The organism is Cellvibrio japonicus Ueda107, from assembly GCF_000019225.1.
GTDB classification, from domain to species: domain Bacteria; phylum Pseudomonadota; class Gammaproteobacteria; order Pseudomonadales; family Cellvibrionaceae; genus Cellvibrio; species Cellvibrio japonicus.
In genome coordinates, this window is record NC_010995.1 from 2213924 (window position 1) to 2232761 (window position 18838).

Here is an 18838-nt window from a genome sequence, read left to right on the forward strand (position 1 = left end):
ACAAGACTGGGCTATATTGAAAGAAGTTTTCCCGTACCACAAGTTTAAGGTTATTTATGTTTAGCAAACAGGAATGGCAGGTTATCACCCAAACCCTGAAACAAAAACGGGATTGGTTCAATAAAAGCCTGGGTAGCCAGGATCAACTGACCAATAAGCCTGCCTATGAAAAAAATATACAGGTCATCGATGGTATTTTGGAAAAAATCAATGCCCTGCAAAATCCCGTAGAGCTAACCCCCAACACCAATAATACCGAGAATATCGCACACTATATCTCCACCCCTGCCACCTCCCCTATCCGGCAGGCCGCGCTATCCCGCCGGCAAAACCTCCAGCCAAAAGAAATCCGTGTCTTATTAGTCGATGATGATGAGCTGATCTGTGAATTGGTTTGTACTTATTTACAGGCGGTCGGTATTAAACAAATTGACCGGGTTCACAGCGGCTTAAAAGCCATCAGTGCCATGTACGATGCTTACCCGACTTATAATCTGGTGCTTTGCGATTGGAATATGCCCACCAAATCCGGCCTTGATGTACATAATGCCATGCGCGCTGCTGAGCGCTATATGGCCGCTGTTTTTATGCTGGTGACATCCGTATCCGATGCCAAACAGATTCGCAATGCCATTGAAGAAGGCGTGGATGATTACATCGTTAAACCTATCGAACCAGAGGTGTTAATCAAGAAAATCGCCCGGTTCTTTCCATCCATCAGCGCAACTCCAACGGCATAATCCCAGGATGATTGCACATTGGCTATTCCACTTCCGCCATAAAATCCAGCGCTGCCTGTTGGCGAATAGTCCGGCGATGGTTGGCCATTAACAGGGCAATTTTTTCCTGGTCACAGACCTGGCGATCCAGCATGACCCGGCTCTTCAATTCACCCACCGGTTCCGCGGTTGGGCATTTGCTGAAGACAAACTGGTTGGAAATCAAATCCATAAACGGACCGGACTTGCTGCTGGGCATAATAAATAGCAGCTGCAAGCCCAGGCTTTCTGTTAAATAGTTAATCACCTCGCGCGAGCGATGCTCATCCATTTTCGAGAAAGCCTCATCCACCAAAACCATACGCAAGTGGCTGTTCCCTTCATTAAACCGAAATGCCGAGGTAATAGCTGCGCTACGAATAATATAAGCGGGGGTTTCCAACTGCCCGCCAGAGCCAGTGCCATACTGGCTGAGCGGAATAGGTGATTTTCCCTCCGGCTCTTTATAAATTTCATAGCGACGATAATTGCGGTAATCGGCAATACGCATTAATTCGCGCAGGGCTTTTTGTTCATCTTCATCCAGCAGCATCGCCATCAGCCGCTCGCGCACTTTTTGGTGCTTCTCATCCAGGGCAAGGTTAAACAGGTTTTCGCCCTGCTCCAGGCTAGGGCTATCAATCACCGCTTTAAAGAACTGCCAATAATCCCTGAATTCAGGCACCCATTCCCAAGCAAAGCGGAAGCGTTCGCGATCGGCACCAAAACGATGATGCTCCAGTTCACGGTTAAGGTCTTCCAGAATTTTCTTGCCGTCATTGATAGCCTGATAAATGGAATGGCAAAGGTTGGTTACAAACGCATTGTTAAAACTCTGGCGCAGGGACTCGATCTCCTGGTGGCGCTGAGCCAGGATATGATTCTTGTCGCGATTGTAGAGCGCATCAAACTGGCGACGGATATCACAAATAACCGTAAAGTTTTGTGAGCCCAGATCATCGTTATAATCGACATCAAACAAAATTGTGTCTACATTGCCACAAAACTGGTTGTGCTGCATAACAGCCTGCTGCAGGCGATGCAGGAGTGTTTTTAATTCGGTATTCACACCTGCAAGCTGACTCTCAAAATAACCAAGGCTATGCTGGCCAACAGCTTCATCAGCCACGTGCAAGCGAGCCTCAGCATCAAAATCCGGCCAGAGCGCAACCAAACCTTGCAGATTGGATTCACAGGCATCGACAACTTGCAGGGTCTTGTTCTGCTCAGTGTCCAATTTCTGGCATTGGTTATCTGCCAGCTTTAACTCAGCACGGCAATCAATATGGGTATTGTTTAATTGCTGATAGCGCAACTGTTGTTGCTGCAAGCGCGCCTGCAAGTCCGCCAGTTCCTGCTCCAGCGCCTGGGTATCTGCCAAATCCAATTGTTGCAGCTTGGCATCCAGCGCCTGGATTTTATGCTGTGCCGTCACCATGGTTTGCAGGATCTCGGCATAAGCAAGGACTTTTAATTGATCGATGGCAAATAATAGCGATTGGCACTCCTCTGCATGAGCCTGCGCTGACTGCCATTCGCTAACCAGATTGTGGAATTCCTGGCGTTTTGCCTCCAGAGCGCGTTCGCGCGCGCCCTGGCCAAACACCAGATCGCCCTCTGCCATATCGCAACGGAACATAGCGTAGTTACCCGACCCCATGGCATCACGCGTTATTCCACGGCGCGTATTTTTCAGGTCCCTGGCAGTTTCTACCCGCTGTACATTGCCATAGCTGGCTTTGACATAGGCTTCGGCTGTTGCATGGGCAAAACGCATCACCTCGATAATGGATTCACGCCCGTTGTCCGTGAGTTTCTCCAGGTCAAGACGGGCTTTATCGCCCTGGATAATCCGCGCGCGCTGCCCTTGCCCACTCAAACCGCGCACCAGTGCAATCGCTTCTGCTTCGTATTCCGACTCCACAATAATGCCAAAACGCGCAGCCCCCAGATAACCCTCAATTGCAGCCTGCCACTCTGGCGCTGTGACTTCTACATAATCGCAGAGGACCCTGGCATCGGCTTTGGGACATTGTGCGCCAATTGCCTCCAGTGCTGCCCGCACAAATCCGGGATAGCTCACCTGGCGCGCTTCCAGGGACTGGATATCACGGCGCTTTTGCTCCATGGATTTCTGCAGGCGCTCGGCCTGCTGCTTGCGTTTGTCGCGCTCTTGCGCCAATTGATCGCGCAGGTTAAGACGAATGGTGCCAGCATTACTGTCAATCTGGAACAGACTGGCCACAAAATGGTTTTGGTGCTTTTGTAATGTCAGAATTGCATCCAGGTGCTGATCTAACGGATTGTTATCCAGCCAGTCGCGGTTTAATAACTGGTGTAAATCCGGCAGGGTGCATTCTGTTTCCAGTGTCTTTGCAATTATTGATAAACCGGCCTCTTTTAAACCGGGCACATCGAGGCTGATGGATGTTTGACGCAAAGCCTGGGCTAACTGGCCTGCAGCATCCTGATTGGTTTGTGCTTGCTGGTGCTGGCGACGCAGCTCCGGTATTTGGGTTTGCAGGAATTTTTCCTGGGTTTGTTTTTCCTGCTCTAACTGGTCTTTATCGCGCAGTGCCGGAACACCCAAACGACGTGCTGTGGCTGCCAGGATTAATTGATGGATTTCATCGCGCTGGGCCTCGCAGGCGGACAGCGCTTGTTGTTGGGTATTCGCCGTTTCACGCAACAATTGTTGTTTATGTTTGGCATCCAGATACAAGCGCTGGGAATCATCAAAACGACGTTTGGCCAGGGAGTATTGCAATACCTGCTGTTCCAGCCAACCGGCAATAAACTGATCGGCCAGGTTTTTACCTTGTGCCATCCGCTCTATGCCCTGACGCAACTGGCGCGCATCAGTCTCCATCGTGTGAATACGTTTAAGCATGGTGGAAACAGTGCGAATAGCTTCACCCAGGTCGCGGTATTCCAGGATTTCATTCGCAACAAATTCGTCAATGCCCTTGATTGGCTTATAGGCCATAAAGCGGGAAAAAGCGCGCGCCGCACTCATGGCTTCGCGCTCTGATATGGCATCTTTTTTGCCGCGTAAAATACCGTAGAGACGACAGAGATAAGACTTTTTCTTATCGTATTTTTCCACCTGCTGCTGGCCATATTGGCGGCGCAGGCTGGCATAGAGTTTATCCAGGGGCATCACATACTTGTGTGTTTTTTCTTCCTTGAGGAGATCTTTTAAGCCAAGCACAACATCCGGCAGAATATAGAATTCACTGTCCTCCAGGCGCGCCACCTTTTGCAAAGCGCTCCCCTGCCCGGTTGTTTCCAGAAAAGCGCGCATGGCAATCAGTGCCGTAAAAGGTTCAGCGCTTTCACCCTGGGTTGGATAGAACACAGCGGCGAGGTAACCATCACACCCCTGGGGGCGCGCATAGGCACCATCATCACATCCCAATACATAGGATGCCAGGGTTCGTACCAGTTTTCCGCCACGGCCGCGTTGACTCGATTCATCTTGCCCAGGATTAAAGTGGAACAGATTGTCATGGGCAGCCGTCATAATCGTTTGTATGGCATCTGCCGCGGTGGTCTTGCCTGAGCCATTACCGCCGGAAAACAGATTGATGGGGCCGAATTCAAATTCGGTATTAGGTACATTACCCCAGTTAACGTAAATAAATTTCTTCAGGTACATAATCAGTTATCAACCGCGAACAGGGAACGTGACAAGTGTGGTGATTGCTTTCCTGGGCCCCTGTCATCTTCCTCATTCACGTCAGGTTCACTATGGGCTTCACTGTCATCCAGTAATAGCATCGAATCTGCCAAATGGCTGCGAATCTGTGCCAGCCATTCATTACTGACCAGATTGATAATCAAGGGACGGATTTTGATCCAACTCTCTGCGGAATCTATATCGGCTTCCGCCAGGAAATGAATTAAACGCATTTGGCGTAAACGGCGGAAGGTTTGACGACGCTCCCCCAGGTTTTCCGGTAAGCTGCGACGCAACAGGCTTTTCATTGCCAAGGCAATTGCTTCAAGAGACAAGGTTGCACCCCCCTGCTCATCAATACTGCCTTCACGCAATGCCTTGTCATATTCCGCACGCAACACCAACACCAGGGCTACCTCATGCTGGTTGAGGCGATTGCGCAAGCCCGCATTGAGTGGCTCATCACTTTCGTCATCCATACCAGGCATACGCGCACCCGGCGGTAATATGCGAACAAAACGAAAATGGGGATCGTGCTGGAAACGCAAGCCGATCAACCCCAGGTATTCATTAACTGTCGCCTGGATACGGATAAAGCGATCGTAGAGCTCAGCTTCTACCTGGCTATCATCGCGACAGAGTACACCATAGTCGAGCAAGCGCTGGATAAGCTCGCGCCAGTTATCCAGCGATATATTATGTTTGTCCAGTTGTGCCTGGAGTACCTGGGTCAGGGAATCACTCATGAGAAAATCTCGGATAAAGCCTGGTTGTCCAACAGGCGAATTATGAATTCATCGCGACGCATAAAATACTGGCCATCCTGTACACGCGGAGCCACTGCCAGCCAGGCATCCTCCTGTTCTACCCGAAAATAGTATCGGGAGGACAAATTACCCGCAGCGCCAACCTCAACCGCATGGGATAGATTCAGCAGTGCTTGCATGCTGTCAGCCACCAGTTCACGACTGCTGATTTCACCGCGCTCTCGCAGCGCCTGATAGACATAATCGCGCAGGTTGCTGGATTGGAAAATAAACGCGCGATCCAGTGCCTGTTGGATAAACAAGGTTTTTTGCGCGTCGATATCCAGGGCCTTTTCTTCTTCCAGGGTAGAGCGAATAAGCTGGGGGTTACGCCTGGCGCGCAATTGGATTTGCGCAGGGTCGATAAAGCCCATGTGCAACCCGGCAATGGCCTCACCCTGCTGCAACAAAACGGCATCCTGCTGTTCGACCGGCAAATGCGCCAGGGAGCGATAAATATCCATCAAGTCATCCTGGCCACGACTATTGATATAGCTCAACTGGCGAATAATGATGTCAGCGCGCTGGGTAAAAGTATTTAAGGCGCGACGCAAGGCAGGCAACATAATATCGCAAGCATTTTTCAGGCGGGAATCTATTGTTTGCAACAAGGTTTCCAACAGGGATACCCCAGATACAACCTTTTGTGGCAAGGCTTTACGCAGGCGAATTTCCATGACGGCCCGCCAATCTTTGGCAGCCGTTTCAGGATCGCCCTGGCCATATTTTCGCTTGCGGCGAATTTTAGTGATGATATCGCCGATTTGGTCGCGGTACTTTTCCACACTGTCAGCAGATAAGCGCACTTCCAGGTCTGGCTTGAATACCGTTTCCATAAAATCGAAAAACTCATCGCTGGCCTGCTGGATTAGCTGGCGCGACTCAACCTCACGTACCAACTGGCGCTTGCGCTCTTCCAGTTCGGCAATCACATCGGTGAAATCACTGATAATCCGCTCGGAATACTCATAAGCATCGAGCAAGTCATGTATTTCACCCTGTTCATAAAACGCTTGCAAACTGTTGCGGGTATTGCGCGTGTTGCGATTGCGCGTGCGAAATTCATTGGCATGGTGATCAGCAAAGGGCTGGGTAAACAAACGCCCCATACGACTGAAACCATAACTGCTCTGCAAACTGGTTTCGTCCACTTGTTTTTCAAGCCAGCCGTTGTCAATCAGGCGGTTGATGATAAAGATCGCCAGGTCTCGCTGGCTTTTAAAGCGTCCCTCAGTGGCTTCCTCACCGTCGTTTAGTTCCCCATTATCAATATCCAGGATCGGGGCTCGGGCAATGGCTTCCTTAAAAATATCCACAAGCTGTTCGCGATTCATGGCATGGCCATAATCGCGCAGATCAGTATAGAGGCGTTGATATAGTAAACGCAGGCATTCGGCCACCAACTCCCGGTATTTTCCAGTGAGTGGATTGAAAAAATGCGTGCGGGAATCGGAGAAAAACATCAGTGAATCATCAAAATAGCGGAGGAGGTCAAATACAGTGCCGGGCAAATAGACTTTGCTCTTCCAGTGTCCAGCTATCGGCATCCTTAACCATCATCCAATGACACCAATCTTCCGAGCCTTGCGCCGGCGCCTGGCCATTCATCGCTTTTACTTTTTCCACAGACTCTTGCGGGATAACATCCTCTATGGGTTCTTCAGCATGGGCTGCAGTGTCGAGTAATGTTTGCGTTGCCTCTTTAGCAATCTGATCCAGACGCTGTAACTCTTGTATTTGTGCCGCCTGTTGCTTATTGGTGTAACTAATCGTTAATAATCCGGCAATAATGACCAACACACTGGCTAGCATCACAATAACCAGCCATTTATGCTCACGAACAAAGCCCATAGATACGTCCAACTTTTTAGGGATTACAACCAATCGGCCATTTTTTCGGCGTAATAGGTAATAATTAAATCTGCACCTGCCCGTTTAAATGCTGTCATGGTTTCCAGCACAATCGCTTTTTCATCAATCACACCTGCCTGGGCGCCAGCCTTGATCATGGCGTATTCGCCACTCACCTGGTAAACCGCCAGCGGACGAATGGAATGTGCACGGATATTGGCTAACACATCCAGATAGGCCAGTCCGGGTTTCACCATCAAAATATCCGCACCTTCAGCCTCATCCTGCAATGATTCAGCTAATGCCTCGCGGCTGTTAGCAGGGTCCATTTGATAACTGCTGCGCGAACCTTTGAAATTGCTGTCAACCGCATCGCGGAACGGCCCATAAAATGCGGAGGCAAATTTGGTGGAATAGGACATCACCGGAATATGGTTAAACCCGGCTTCATCCAGTGCCTGGCGAATCGCAGCAATCATGCCATCCATCATGCCGGACGGGGCAATCATATCCACACCGGCCGCAGCTGCAAGCACAACCTGTTTTTGCAGATTGGCTAATGTTTCATCATTGAGCACATCCTGTTCGTGGATAACACCGCAATGCCCATGGCTGGTGTATTCACAGAAACAGTTGTCGCTGATCACCAACATTTCCGGCTGCGCCTGCTTGGCAATACGGATCATGCGCGCCATCAACCCATCGCTATGCCAGGTATCTGACCCTGTCTCATCTTTATGGCTTGATACACCGAACAAAATAATAGCGCGCACCCCTTTTCGCCAGGCGCGCTGGACAACTGCTGCCAATTCACTTTCCGGATAGCGGAACACATCTGGCATGGACTTGATTGGAACAGGTTCGGCTATACCCTCTTCCACAAAGATGGGCAGGATAAAGTCATTCATCGACAATTGGGTTTCGCGCACCAGGGCGCGCAATACCGGGGTGCGGCGCAAACGGCGAAAGCGAAAATCAGGTGTAACCAGTGACATAGAAAAAACCTACAAAATTTTATAAGTGCAGGCCACCTTCATGGCTCCACTCACAACGAACACGCATATCGCCAGAACCGGGACGGTGATAACTGCTCTTCGTCTCCCAAGTAAATGTATGCGTACCAGATAACTCGGTTTCCAGATGCACGGTGGCAGAGACCCAATACATCTTGCTCAGCAAGGCTTCAAACTGGGCGATCCATTGATCCCATTCATATTCAACAGCCTTATAGGATGCACCAAAGTGCATAACTTCTGTTTGGTAATTGCTATTGGGTGAATCCAGTTGTGGAATGGCGAACATTTCCTGGCTGATAAACGGCCACTCATCAGCATGAGGTAAAGACAGCATGGCCTCGCGATTGGCCCGAATATGTTCGGAAATTGCTAGTGTCGAGGCAGTATCTTTGATACAGCCGTAGACAATAGATTCTTGATCCATAATCACCTCTGTTTGTGGTTAAAATGGCCACCACCAACTACGTTTAAAGCGCGCTTCACAACCTTGCAGCTGCGTAGCATATTGCTTGGCCCGGGAGTCCACATTGCGCGCTGTATTGATTAACCAGGACTTTTTCTGATAAGTAGCGCGATTAAATCCACCATGTCCTTCGTGGTAAGCCAGGTACAGACTGTATCCATCATTCAAGCCTATGCGGCTGCGACGCTGGCTCTGCCTGTTATACCATCCGATAAAATCGATCGCATCCTTAAAACTGTCCCGCCTTGCCCAGCGACTGCCAATGGCATCCTGGTATTCGTTCCAGGTATCCGTTTTTGCTTGCGCATAACCAAAGGCATTGCTCGGGCGAGGCCCGGGGATAACCCACAAAATCTTGCGCCTGGCAGGCTTAGCATTATGTTTGAATTGTGACTCCTGATACATGATGGACATCATAACCGGGATGGAAGAGCCCCAGTTTTTTTCTGCATTACGGGCGTATTTGTACCAGGAGGGTTTATCATCAAAGATATCGCATAGGTTATTGGGATTGGATGGTGGCAGGGTTGAACAGCCACCTAACAACCCTGTACACACCAGGATAGCCAGCAACATCCACTTTTTTAGTTGGTTATTCATTCCAATCGCCCATGTTTGCGCAAAAGATCGAGTAAGGCCTCTTCATCCATAACATTCAGATTTAACTCCCGGGCTTTTTGCAATTTTGATCCCGCACCTGGCCCGGCAACTACATAATCGGTCTTGGCAGAAACGCTGCCGGCGACCTTTGCCCCCAGGGCCAATAGATGCGCCTTGGCGTCATCACGCGACATAACCTCCAAGGTTCCGGTCAACACATAGGTTAAACCCTTGAGCGGTAAATCCTCGATGGTAGAAACATCCAGGTCTTGCCAGTGGATACCCGCCGCGCGTAAATCGGCCACAGCCTGGCGATTGGACTCCTGCGCAAAAAACTCAGCAACAAAATGAGCCCCCACTGGACCTACATCGTTAACCTGGACCAGGGTTTCCTCATCAGCTTCTGCCAACTTTTCCAGACTGCCGAAATGATTAGCCAGGTTGCGTGCTGTCGCTTCACCAATCTCGCGGATGCCCAAGGCATAAATGAATTTTGCCAGGGTGGTATGCTTGGATGCTTCCAGCGCTTGTAACAGGTTATCCGCTGACTTTTCCCCCATGCGTTCCATTGCAGCCAATTGCTCACCAGTCAGCTGATAAATATCAGCGAGCTTTGAAACCAGTCCAGTATCCACTAACTGCTCAACCAGCTTGTCCCCCAGCCCCTCCACATCCAGTGCTTTGCGTGAAGCAAAATGCTTGATGGCCTCTTTGCGCTGGGCGGCGCACACCAGCCCACCGGAACAGCGTGCAATAGCTTCATCTTCAAGGGTTTCTACCGGCGAGCCACACACCGGACAATGGTCGGGAAATAAAACCGGACGGGCGTCTGTGGGGCGACGTGATTCAACCACCTGCACAATCTGTGGAATTACATCCCCGGCACGCCTGACAATAACGGTATCGCCGATCATGATCCCCAGGCGCTGGATTTCATCACGATTATGCAAGGTGGCATTGGAGACAGTAACACCACCGACAAACACGGGCTGTAAACGCGCTACCGGTGTCACTGCACCGGTACGTCCTACCTGAAACTCCACATCCTGGAGGACGGTCATTTCCTCCTGGGCGGGGAATTTATAGGCAATTGCCCAACGCGGGGCGCGGGAAATAAATCCCAGGCTCTCCTGTAACTCACGCGCGTTAACTTTAAAGACGATGCCGTCAATATCATAAGCAAGGCTGTCGCGCCGGGCCTGGATGGATTGATAAAATGCAATGCAATCTGCAATCGTGCTTGCCGTAGCAGTTTCCTTGTTGGTTAAAAACCCCCAGGATTTCAGTGCTGCCAAAATACCCGTGTGTGTACCTGGCAATTCACCGCCCTCGACCAAGCCAACACTATAAGCACACATTTCCAGCGGTCGACTGGCAGTAATGCGTGAATCCAATTGCCGAAGTGCACCTGCAGCGGCATTGCGTGGATTCACAAATAATTTTTCACCGGTACTCCTGGCTTTTTCATTGAGCGCATTAAAACCAGCCTTGGGCATATAGACTTCGCCGCGCACTTCCAGCACGGCCGGGTATCCCTCCCCCAATAACTTTAAGGGCACCGATGCAATGGTGCGCAGGTTCTGGGTAATATCCTCGCCTTTACTGCCATCGCCACGGGTCGCCCCACGCACTAAAACTCCGTCGCGGTACAACAGGCTAACCGCCAGGCCATCCAACTTTAGCTCGCAGGCATATTCGATGTTTTCAGTGGATTTAAGGCGATCCAGAATCCGCTGGTTAAACGCGATGACATCGGCCTCCTCAAATGCGTTGTCCAGGGATAACATGGGGATTTGGTGCTCAACGGTCTGAAATGCACTTAATGGCGCTGCACCAACACGCTGGGTGGGGGAGTCAGGGGTAACTGAGGCGGGATATTGCGCTTCCAGTTCGCGCAAACGCTGCATTAAGCGATCGTATTCCGCATCGGGGATTTGCGGCTCATCCAGCGCGTAGTAGCGATAATTGTGATAACGAATCTGCTCGCGCAATTGCGCAATTTCAGCGGAAACATCATCAAACAGGGAAAGGTTGGACATGAATAAAAACCAGAGTAATGTTGCGACAATTCATGTCTGTGCAGGCCGCACACTCCTTGTGCCGGCTGCTTGCTTAACGGGGGCGACGAAACAGGCGGCGGCGCTCAAAATCGAGGATACGCTGGCGACAATGTTCAATCGTTTGGCGAGTCATCACACTGCGCTGCTCATCTTTTAATTCACCATCCAGTGCGTCTGCAATGGATTTTGCCGTCTCAACCATCAGTTCAAAAGATTGCATGGAATCGGCATCCAGGGGCAAGGTCATAAATAAACTGACTCCCGGTGTTTCAAAGTCTTCCATCGCATCCAGATCAAAGGTGCCGGGCTTGACCATATTTGCCATGCTAAACAGCAAGGCGCCTTCGCCTTTACCGTCGGAATGGCGATGAAAAATATCCATATCACCATAGCGCATACCACATTTCAGCACGGCGTCCAGCAGGCGACCGCCAGGTAACATCTCACCCTTGTGAGCCATGATATTAATAATCAGGACTTCTTCCGGCTCATTGTGTAATTGGGATTTATTGGCTGCCCCCTGGGTGGTATGAGGGTCCTCTTCCTCAATATCATCTTCGTCATATTCATAATCGTCATCATCGCGGTTGTGGTCTTCTACATCGCGACCTTGCTGGCGATCGTATTCCAACTCATCCTCATAGGCGTGATCGTCTTCGTCATAGTCCTCGCCTTCATAAGGTTCATCTTCGTAATGCTCATCCTCATAGGTACCATGCGGGTCATCATAGTCATCTGCAGGGTAATCATCTTCACGGGCAGCAGGCGCCGACGCAGAGATGGTAGGCTCAATCCGCTCGTGTTTTTCATCTCGCCCATATGCTGCGTCCGGGATTTCTTCCATGAGCAATGGGACAGACTCACCCAGATTAAGTCTGGCCTGTTCCGGCTCGCGTAAAGGACGACGCGGCTCAACAGGTGCCAGTGGTTGGCGCTGTTGTTTTTCCAGATAGGATTTAGCCGCTGCTTTTTTCTCGATACTGGGCGCAGATGCCAATGGATCCCTGTGACCAACAACACGCGCGCCACCATTAGGTAGCTCACTGGTATAGGATGGCTCTTCCCGAGGCTCATCTTCTTCGTACACTTCCGGTTTGGATTTAGTGCGTTTTTTCATGGACGGCGACATGCGAATTTTACCGTAGCGCGCATTGCGCATACGTCGCCAGCCATCAAAAACAATGACGATAATCAACAAAACGATGATGAGGGTTAGCCACTCTTTCATAGCGTCATCCGTTAATTGTGATTCTGTTAGACCGCTGCCAATTCAGCAGCTTCATCGACGTCTACCGTTACCAAGCGCGATACACCAGGTTCGTGCATGGTAACCCCTAATAACTGATGCGCCATCTCCATCGCATTTTTATTGTGTGTAATATAGATGAACTGTACGTGTTCGGACATTTCTTCCACCATGCGAGCATAGCGCCCTACGTTAGCATCATCCAGTGGCGCATCCACCTCATCCAACATACAGAAAGGTGCGGGATTGAGACGGAAGATTGAGAATACCAGCGCAATAGCCGTCAAGGCCTTTTCACCACCGGATAGCAGATGGATAGTGCTATTACGCTTACCCGGCGGGCGAGCCATGATTGCAATCCCGGTATCCAGCAGCTCTTCCCCTGTCAGCTCCAGATAAGCATGTCCTCCGCCAAAGACTTTGGGGAAAAGCTCCTGCAAACTTTTGTTGACCTGATCAAAAGTTTCCTTAAAGCGCGTGCGTGTCTCACGGTCAATACGCTTGATCGCATTCTCCAGGGTTTCCAATGCCTCCACCAGATCGGCGTTCTGGGCATCCAGATAACCTTTACGCTCCGACTCGGTTTTGTATTCATCAATAGCGGCAAGGTTAATAGGACCCAGGCGCGCTATACGTCCGGCAATGGCCTCCAATTCTTCTTCCAGCGGTTTGATCTCAGTACCGTCCGGCATTTCTGCCAAAATGATGTCGAGATTCAATTCCTCCTCCGCCAGCTGCTCGGCAATACCGGCACGCTGCACCTCGAACATTTGCGCTGTCAATCGCTCCTGCTCAAGGTGGGCACGCACTGCCTGTACCTCTTGCTCGGCGCGATGACGCGCCTGCTCGGATTGACGCAACTCCTGTTCAACGGTTTCCAACGCGCGGCGGGCTTCAGCCAGTGAGCTTTCAACAGCCAGGCGCTTGGCAAGGCTAGCCTCCAGCTCCAGCTTAAATTCTTCCACCGGGTCGCGGTTATCGGCAATCGATGCCACCAGTTGCTCCCGGCGCTCCTGCAAACGCGCCGTTTGTTCACGCAACCGGCCAATACCCAGGCGTATAGCGTCCAGTTGGGTTTTCACAGACTGGAAACGCATTGCTAACTCATGGGCCTTGTCTTTATCGTGGCGTGCACGCTGGCGGGCGGTATCCAGGCCAGCACGGATATCATCGCGCTGCTGTAACAGGGATTCCCGCTGGTCAGTATCCTGCTCCATCATATCGATGGCTTCACTGAGGATCATCCGCGCCTCAGACAAGTGCTCAGCCTCCTGCTCCATTTGTTCGCGCGCTTCGCGAATTTCATTATCGAGGCGCTCACGGCGCATGTTGGTTTGCTCAACGCGAACCTGCCTGGCACTCAGTTGCGAGCGCAATTCACCATAGCGGCGGTTTTGCTCATCAGCGTCCCGGCGCAGTTGTTCACGCTGGTTTTCCAGCGTCTTGATAGTGGAGCGCGCCCCTTCCAATTGTTCACTGAGGTCGGCAACTGCCGCTTCTGCATCCTCAATGGCCGCCGTCAGCTCTTCAAGTTCCTGGCGACGAGCAATAACACCGGAACTGGCATCACTATCACGTGCCACGCGCACCCAGTGCGCACTTAACCAGATACCATCGCGAGTCACTACAGACTCATGGCCGGAGAGTTGTCGGCGCAACGCCAATGCCGTTGATAAATCCTCTGCGATATAAATACCCGCCAACAAACCAGGAACATCCCAGCTGGCAGTGACCTTGTCCGCCAGCAAGGGAGCTTTTGTTGCTGAATCGGAGAGAGCACGTTGTCGGGTGTCAAATAACACCAATTCACCCTGGGTAAGCTCGCCGAGCAAACCCGCACTAGCGTCAATCCCGTCAACACACACAGCCTGCAGGGCATTACCCAGCACGGTTTCCAGTGCCTTATCCCAGCCCTCGGCTACGGAAATAGTCTCCGCCAGGCGCGCGTTGGCAGTGAAGCCTTGCTGTACCAGCCATTCTTTAACAGCTTTATTTTTTTCACCGAGGGCGGCTTGTTGCAGGGCCTCCAAAGAGGCATGGCGACCGCGCATGGTCTGCAACTTACCGCGCGATGAATCCAGTTCACCTTGTAGCTGTTGGACACGATTGCGCTGTTGATCCAGTTGCTCACCAATCAATTCAACCTGTTCACGTTTTTCATCGGCCACCAAATCCAGCTCCGCAAGCTGTTCTGTCAGTTGGCCGATAGCCTCATCTTCGCCATCACTTTGCAGGCTGTTTTTCTCTTCACGCAATTTTTCAATGCGCTGCAACAGACGCTGTTGCACTTGCTCCAGGTGCTGGATGCGAGATTGCTGCACTTCGGCACGCTGGCGCGGTTCGGCGGCACGCTGGTTGAAACTGTCCCAATCATTTTGCCAGCGCTGCATGGATTCTTCGGCGTCGATCAGGGATTCACCGGATGTTTCTTCCGCGGCTTTCACCATCTCCAGCTCGGGTTCAAGCTCCAGTAATTCCGCTTCCCATGCTTCGGCTTTTTGCGCGTCGATTAACAGGCTTTCCTCTGCCTCTTTGCAATCGCGGTTGGTTTGATCGAGATCAGTTTGCAACTGGCGGGCGCGCTCGTTGGCGTGCTGGATACTTTGCTCAAGGCGGGATATATCGGCGCCTATCGAATAGTAACGCCCCTGTACTTCATTAAACTTATCGCCCAACTCTGTGTATTGGCTGCGATACTTTTCAATTTGGGTGTCCTTATTAACCTGGTCGGTAATAAAAGCTTCCATGCGCAATTCAAGATCGCGAATCCCCAGTTGCTTGGCCTTGGCCTGATCATCCAGTTGCTGGTATTTCAAGGCTTGCAGTTGCGCTTTTAACAAGCGCTCTTCCTGTTTGTACTCGGCGTATTTTTCAGCCGACTGTGCCTGGCGCTGCAAGCGGGACAACTGGCGCTCCAACTCTTCGCGGATATCAGTCAAGCGCTCCAGGTTTTCCTGGGTGCGACGCATACGCGACTCGGTATCGCGGCGACGCTCCTTGTATTTGGAGATGCCCGCCGCCTCTTCTATATAAACACGCAGCTCTTCCGGCTTGGCTTCGATCAGTTTGGAGATCATGCCCTGCTCAATAATGGCGTAACTGCGTGGCCCAAGGCCGGTTCCAAGAAAAATGTCGGTAATATCGCGGCGACGGCACTTGGTGCCATTCAGGTAGTAGGAGTTTTCACCATCGCGCGTCACTTTGCGCTTGATAGAGATTTCCGTAAAGCTGGCATATTCGCCCAGCAGAGTGCCATCACTGTTATCAAAGACCAGCTCAATAGAGGCCTGACCAACCGGTTTGCGCCCGCTGGAACCATTGAAAATAACGTCAGTCATGTTTTCGCCGCGCAGGTTTTTGGCGGATGATTCCCCCATGACCCAACGCACGGCATCGATAATATTGGATTTGCCACAACCATTGGGGCCAACCACAGCGCAGAGGTTGCTGGGAAAGTTGACCGTCGTTGGATCAACGAAGGATTTAAAGCCTGCCAGCTTGATGCACTTTAGCCGCATAGATCCATTTCACTCTACTCATTCGAAACGGGTGTCCACTGATCACCCGCGCCTGGTTTTACTAGCCTTTCCCAAAGCTGACACTATCTGCTGGCAGCATTGGACATCGTCAAGCCCATAATTAATGACTGCCTATGGAGCTGCCGACACCACTTGAGAGATAAGATCTAGCTAGTTGATTTCGTTATGATTTTTACAGAGGTTCGGCTTGAGGCAAACCGATATAAAAGCGGGATTCTACACATTTGTTGCAGGCTTTACACCCGCGGGGCCGGCAAAAAACCAAAACCGGCCCCGAAGGGTTATATTTTAAACAGAAGGGTCAAATAGGCAGCAACAATCCCTGCCACTGCCACTTGAGATTACTGGGCAACCTGGTGATCTATACGCACCTCAAGGTTGGATGGCAAAGACTTAAGCTCCACGGGGCCAAGGGTTCCCTGCCAATCACCCGGTTTTGCCGTGGCACTGCCATCCTGGGATACCCGGGCCACAAGTTCCAATTGTGGAAAACTGGTCAGTGTTGCGGAAGGCGTCATGGACATGGCCTCTGTCAGGGTTACCTGGCGAGGCAGGTCACTTGCTTTGATGCGGGTAATTGCCAAAGGCATTTTGGGCCCTTGCCAGGCTCTGACGTATACATAAACCCACTGGTCTGGCGACAGCTGAACACCATTCCCCAAAACAACAGAGAAGCTTATTTGCTTACCCGTCATGGTTTCTTCCAGGAGAGCGGCATCACCGCCTTTTTGCAGATGCATGGTGCGCGCCCGTTCAATACCGGCCTCAAGTGACAGGGCTCCGGCAGATTCCATCCCCATGATTTTGACTGCGCGCTGCCAGTGACGTATGGCATCCAGGTAATCATTGCGATTGAATGCAACAATACCTGCCAACCCCAGGGCCATGCTGTTATCAGGTTCCAGCGCCAATGCCTCGCGCGTTAAATCCGCCACTTCGTCAGACACTTTGTTGCCATCGCGCAAAAAGATAGCCTGAGCCGTTTCTGCCAGCACCATCCCGGATTGTTTATCCCTTGCCAGGACTTGTTTGTATACCTCTGCAGCTTTGCCAAATTCGTTTAGCTCCATGTGATTGCGTGCGAGGATAAACCAATACTGGATATTTTCAGGCTCAGACACAAGGCGTGACTCAAGCGCCTTAACCAGATCCCGGGTAACTGCCGGATCAGCCGCCTGCCCTGTGCGCATGGCCTCCTTTATCTGCTGTTGCTTGGCCTGTTCCAAGCCCTGAATCCTGACATCCTCGCGGTTACCCAACTGGTCATAGGCGATCAGGGCAACCAGGATCAGCACTGCTGCCAAACCCCCAAATACCCAGCTGCTTTTATTCCCTTGGGGTTTAGCCTGGATACGTACAAGCGCCTGCTCATCCTCAAGCAACGCCCGCTCCTGCTCCAGCTTAAGCTGGTTAAACTGGGCTTCATCGATACGACCATCCGCCTTTTGCGTTTCAAGTTCTGCCATGTGCTCACGAAACAAGCGAACATTCTCAGCCAGACGCTCATCCACCTGGGCTTGGGTTAGCAAGGCAGCGCCAGAGGCAACCTGGTGGCGATAACGCAACCAAGGCCAACACAGGAATAGCAAGGCAAGCAGCAACAGCAGTGCAAGCACACTCCAAAGCAGTAGCATTATTGAGACTCCTTACTTGAGTCAGTTGGTGGCGGATTTTGCGCGAGCAAGGCGTTGAGCCGATCGGCTTCATCAGCGGATAGACCCGTCTCGGTAGGTGTTTGTACGCGGCGACGACGAACAATCATCACCAACACCCCGGCACCTACCACTAAAAGCACCAGCGGCAGTCCCCATAGCAACAGAGTCGCCGGGGTTAAACGAGGTTTATAAAGAATGAAGTCGCCATAGCGCTCCACCATGAAATCCACAATCTCTTTATCAGAGCGCCCCTCCTGAATCTGGAGATAGAGTTCATTGCGCAGATCCTTGGCAATGGGCGAGTCCGAACCCGCCAGGTTTTGATTCTGGCACTTGGGACAACGCATATCCTCAATAAAACTTTCGTAACGATGACGCTCGGTATTGTTGGTAAATTCCCGAACCTCAATGGAGGCCTGGCACGGTGACACCCAAAATACACAGGCCAACAACAGGCCCGCCAGATGCGCAAGCCCTCCTTGAAAGCCCTTTGCCAGAGAGATGAAGGAAAATCGGGAATAGAAGTTTTTTCTGCTCACGCTGATCTTCTCGCACAGTAGGATGAAAATTTGCGCGAGTATAACAACTCCGCACCCGCGCCGGGGAGAATTACCCTGCAAGTTCAAAACTTGTGCGCAAGCGTTTGTTTTTTCATCGGTTTTTGAAAAAATTGCAGTTTTTGTCAATACCCGTAAAAAAAAGGTTGACCAATGAATGGGGATGATTAGAATACGCGCCACCAACAAGGTACGGGTAGTCATACCCGGTCTTGGGCGGTTAGCTCAGTTGGTAGAGCAATGCCCTTACAAGGCATGGGTCACAAGTTCGAGTCTTGTACCGCCCACCACGATTCACCCACAAAGTAAATCGTAAATCTGAACGCAGCGGACCGGTAGTTCAGTCGGTTAGAATGCCGGCCTGTCACGCCGGAGGTCGCGGGTTCGAGCCCCGTCCGGTCCGCCACTTTATTCAGGTTGATTTATCTGACGACCTGCAAAAAGCCGAGCAAGCCCCCTACCCGGGAACGCAGCTCGGCTTTTTTGTTATGCAGACATGGTAAAAATCCTAAACTGAGTTCACGCGCAACAATAAAAAAAGAGGCGTTTCCGCCTCCCTTTACTTTTCGTTCTGTTTACTGCCTAAGCAATCTGCCTTTCAGTATCCC

Annotated in this window: 13 protein-coding genes and 2 tRNA genes; 3 read left to right on the forward strand and 12 right to left on the reverse strand. The window is 51.2% G+C overall.

What is annotated here, in order from left to right; translation table 11 throughout:
• Window positions 1–56: 56 nt before the first annotated feature.
• Window positions 57–740 carry a response regulator gene (locus CJA_RS09265; protein ID WP_012487518.1) on the forward strand — a complete coding sequence of 228 codons (684 nt, stop codon included), beginning with the start codon at window positions 57–59 and terminating at the stop codon, window positions 738–740.
• Window positions 741–762: 22 nt separating this feature from the next.
• Here CJA_RS09265 and CJA_RS09270 read toward each other — a convergent pair whose 3' ends face one another.
• The 12 genes from CJA_RS09270 to CJA_RS19050 all read right to left on the reverse strand — a co-directional run bounded on the left by CJA_RS09270 (window position 763) and on the right by CJA_RS19050 (window position 18434).
• Window positions 763–4416, reverse strand: coding sequence for an ATP-binding protein (locus tag CJA_RS09270; RefSeq protein WP_012487519.1), 3654 nt, complete (start codon window positions 4414–4416; stop codon window positions 763–765).
• Between the two features lie 2 nt (window positions 4417–4418).
• Window positions 4419–5183, reverse strand: coding sequence for a DUF4194 domain-containing protein (locus CJA_RS09275; protein WP_012487520.1), 765 nt, complete (start codon window positions 5181–5183; stop codon window positions 4419–4421).
• Complete coding sequence (locus tag CJA_RS09280) at window positions 5180–6706, reverse strand: Wadjet anti-phage system protein JetA family protein (protein ID WP_041552189.1); 1527 nt, start codon at window positions 6704–6706, stop codon at window positions 5180–5182. The genes CJA_RS09275 and CJA_RS09280 overlap by 4 nt, the downstream gene beginning before the upstream one ends.
• A 28-nt stretch (window positions 6707–6734) precedes the next feature.
• On the reverse strand, window positions 6735–7094 hold the full coding sequence (locus tag CJA_RS09285; protein WP_041551397.1) for a DUF3012 domain-containing protein: 360 nt from the start codon (window positions 7092–7094) through the stop codon (window positions 6735–6737).
• Between the two features lie 23 nt (window positions 7095–7117).
• Window positions 7118–8089 carry a porphobilinogen synthase gene (gene hemB, locus CJA_RS09290; protein ID WP_012487523.1) on the reverse strand — a complete coding sequence of 324 codons (972 nt, stop codon included), beginning with the start codon at window positions 8087–8089 and terminating at the stop codon, window positions 7118–7120.
• A 19-nt stretch (window positions 8090–8108) separates the two neighbouring features.
• Window positions 8109–8534, reverse strand: a complete 426-nt coding sequence (locus CJA_RS09295; RefSeq protein WP_012487524.1) for a hypothetical protein — start codon at window positions 8532–8534, stop codon at window positions 8109–8111.
• An 18-nt stretch (window positions 8535–8552) separates the two neighbouring features.
• Window positions 8553–9173: a transglycosylase SLT domain-containing protein gene (locus CJA_RS09300; RefSeq protein ID WP_012487525.1), complete on the reverse strand. Its 621-nt coding sequence runs from the start codon at window positions 9171–9173 to the stop codon at window positions 8553–8555.
• Complete coding sequence (gene ligA, locus CJA_RS09305; RefSeq protein ID WP_012487526.1) at window positions 9170–11212, reverse strand: NAD-dependent DNA ligase LigA; 2043 nt, start codon at window positions 11210–11212, stop codon at window positions 9170–9172. The genes CJA_RS09300 and ligA overlap by 4 nt, the downstream gene beginning before the upstream one ends.
• Before the next feature lie 73 nt (window positions 11213–11285).
• Entirely contained in the window at window positions 11286–12461 is a 1176-nt protein-coding gene (zipA, locus tag CJA_RS09310) for a cell division protein ZipA (protein WP_012487527.1), read from the reverse strand.
• Window positions 12462–12487: 26 nt separating this feature from the next.
• Window positions 12488–15997, reverse strand: a complete 3510-nt coding sequence (gene smc / locus CJA_RS09315; RefSeq protein WP_012487528.1) for a chromosome segregation protein SMC — start codon at window positions 15995–15997, stop codon at window positions 12488–12490.
• A gap of 362 nt (window positions 15998–16359) precedes the next feature.
• A complete protein-coding gene (gene ccmI / locus CJA_RS09320) occupies window positions 16360–17652 on the reverse strand; it encodes a c-type cytochrome biogenesis protein CcmI (protein WP_012487529.1) in 1293 nt (430 codons plus the stop codon).
• Window positions 17652–18434: a cytochrome c-type biogenesis protein gene (locus CJA_RS19050; protein ID WP_012487530.1), complete on the reverse strand. Its 783-nt coding sequence runs from the start codon at window positions 18432–18434 to the stop codon at window positions 17652–17654. The genes ccmI and CJA_RS19050 overlap by 1 nt, the downstream gene beginning before the upstream one ends.
• A 10-nt stretch (window positions 18435–18444) precedes the next feature.
• Between CJA_RS19050 and CJA_RS09330 the strand changes: the two genes are divergently transcribed.
• Together CJA_RS09330 and CJA_RS09335 are read left to right on the forward strand one after the other, a co-directional pair.
• A tRNA-Val gene (locus CJA_RS09330) sits at window positions 18445–18520 on the forward strand.
• Between the two features lie 39 nt (window positions 18521–18559).
• Window positions 18560–18636: transfer RNA gene (locus CJA_RS09335), tRNA-Asp, on the forward strand.
• Window positions 18637–18838: the final 202 nt, after the last annotated feature.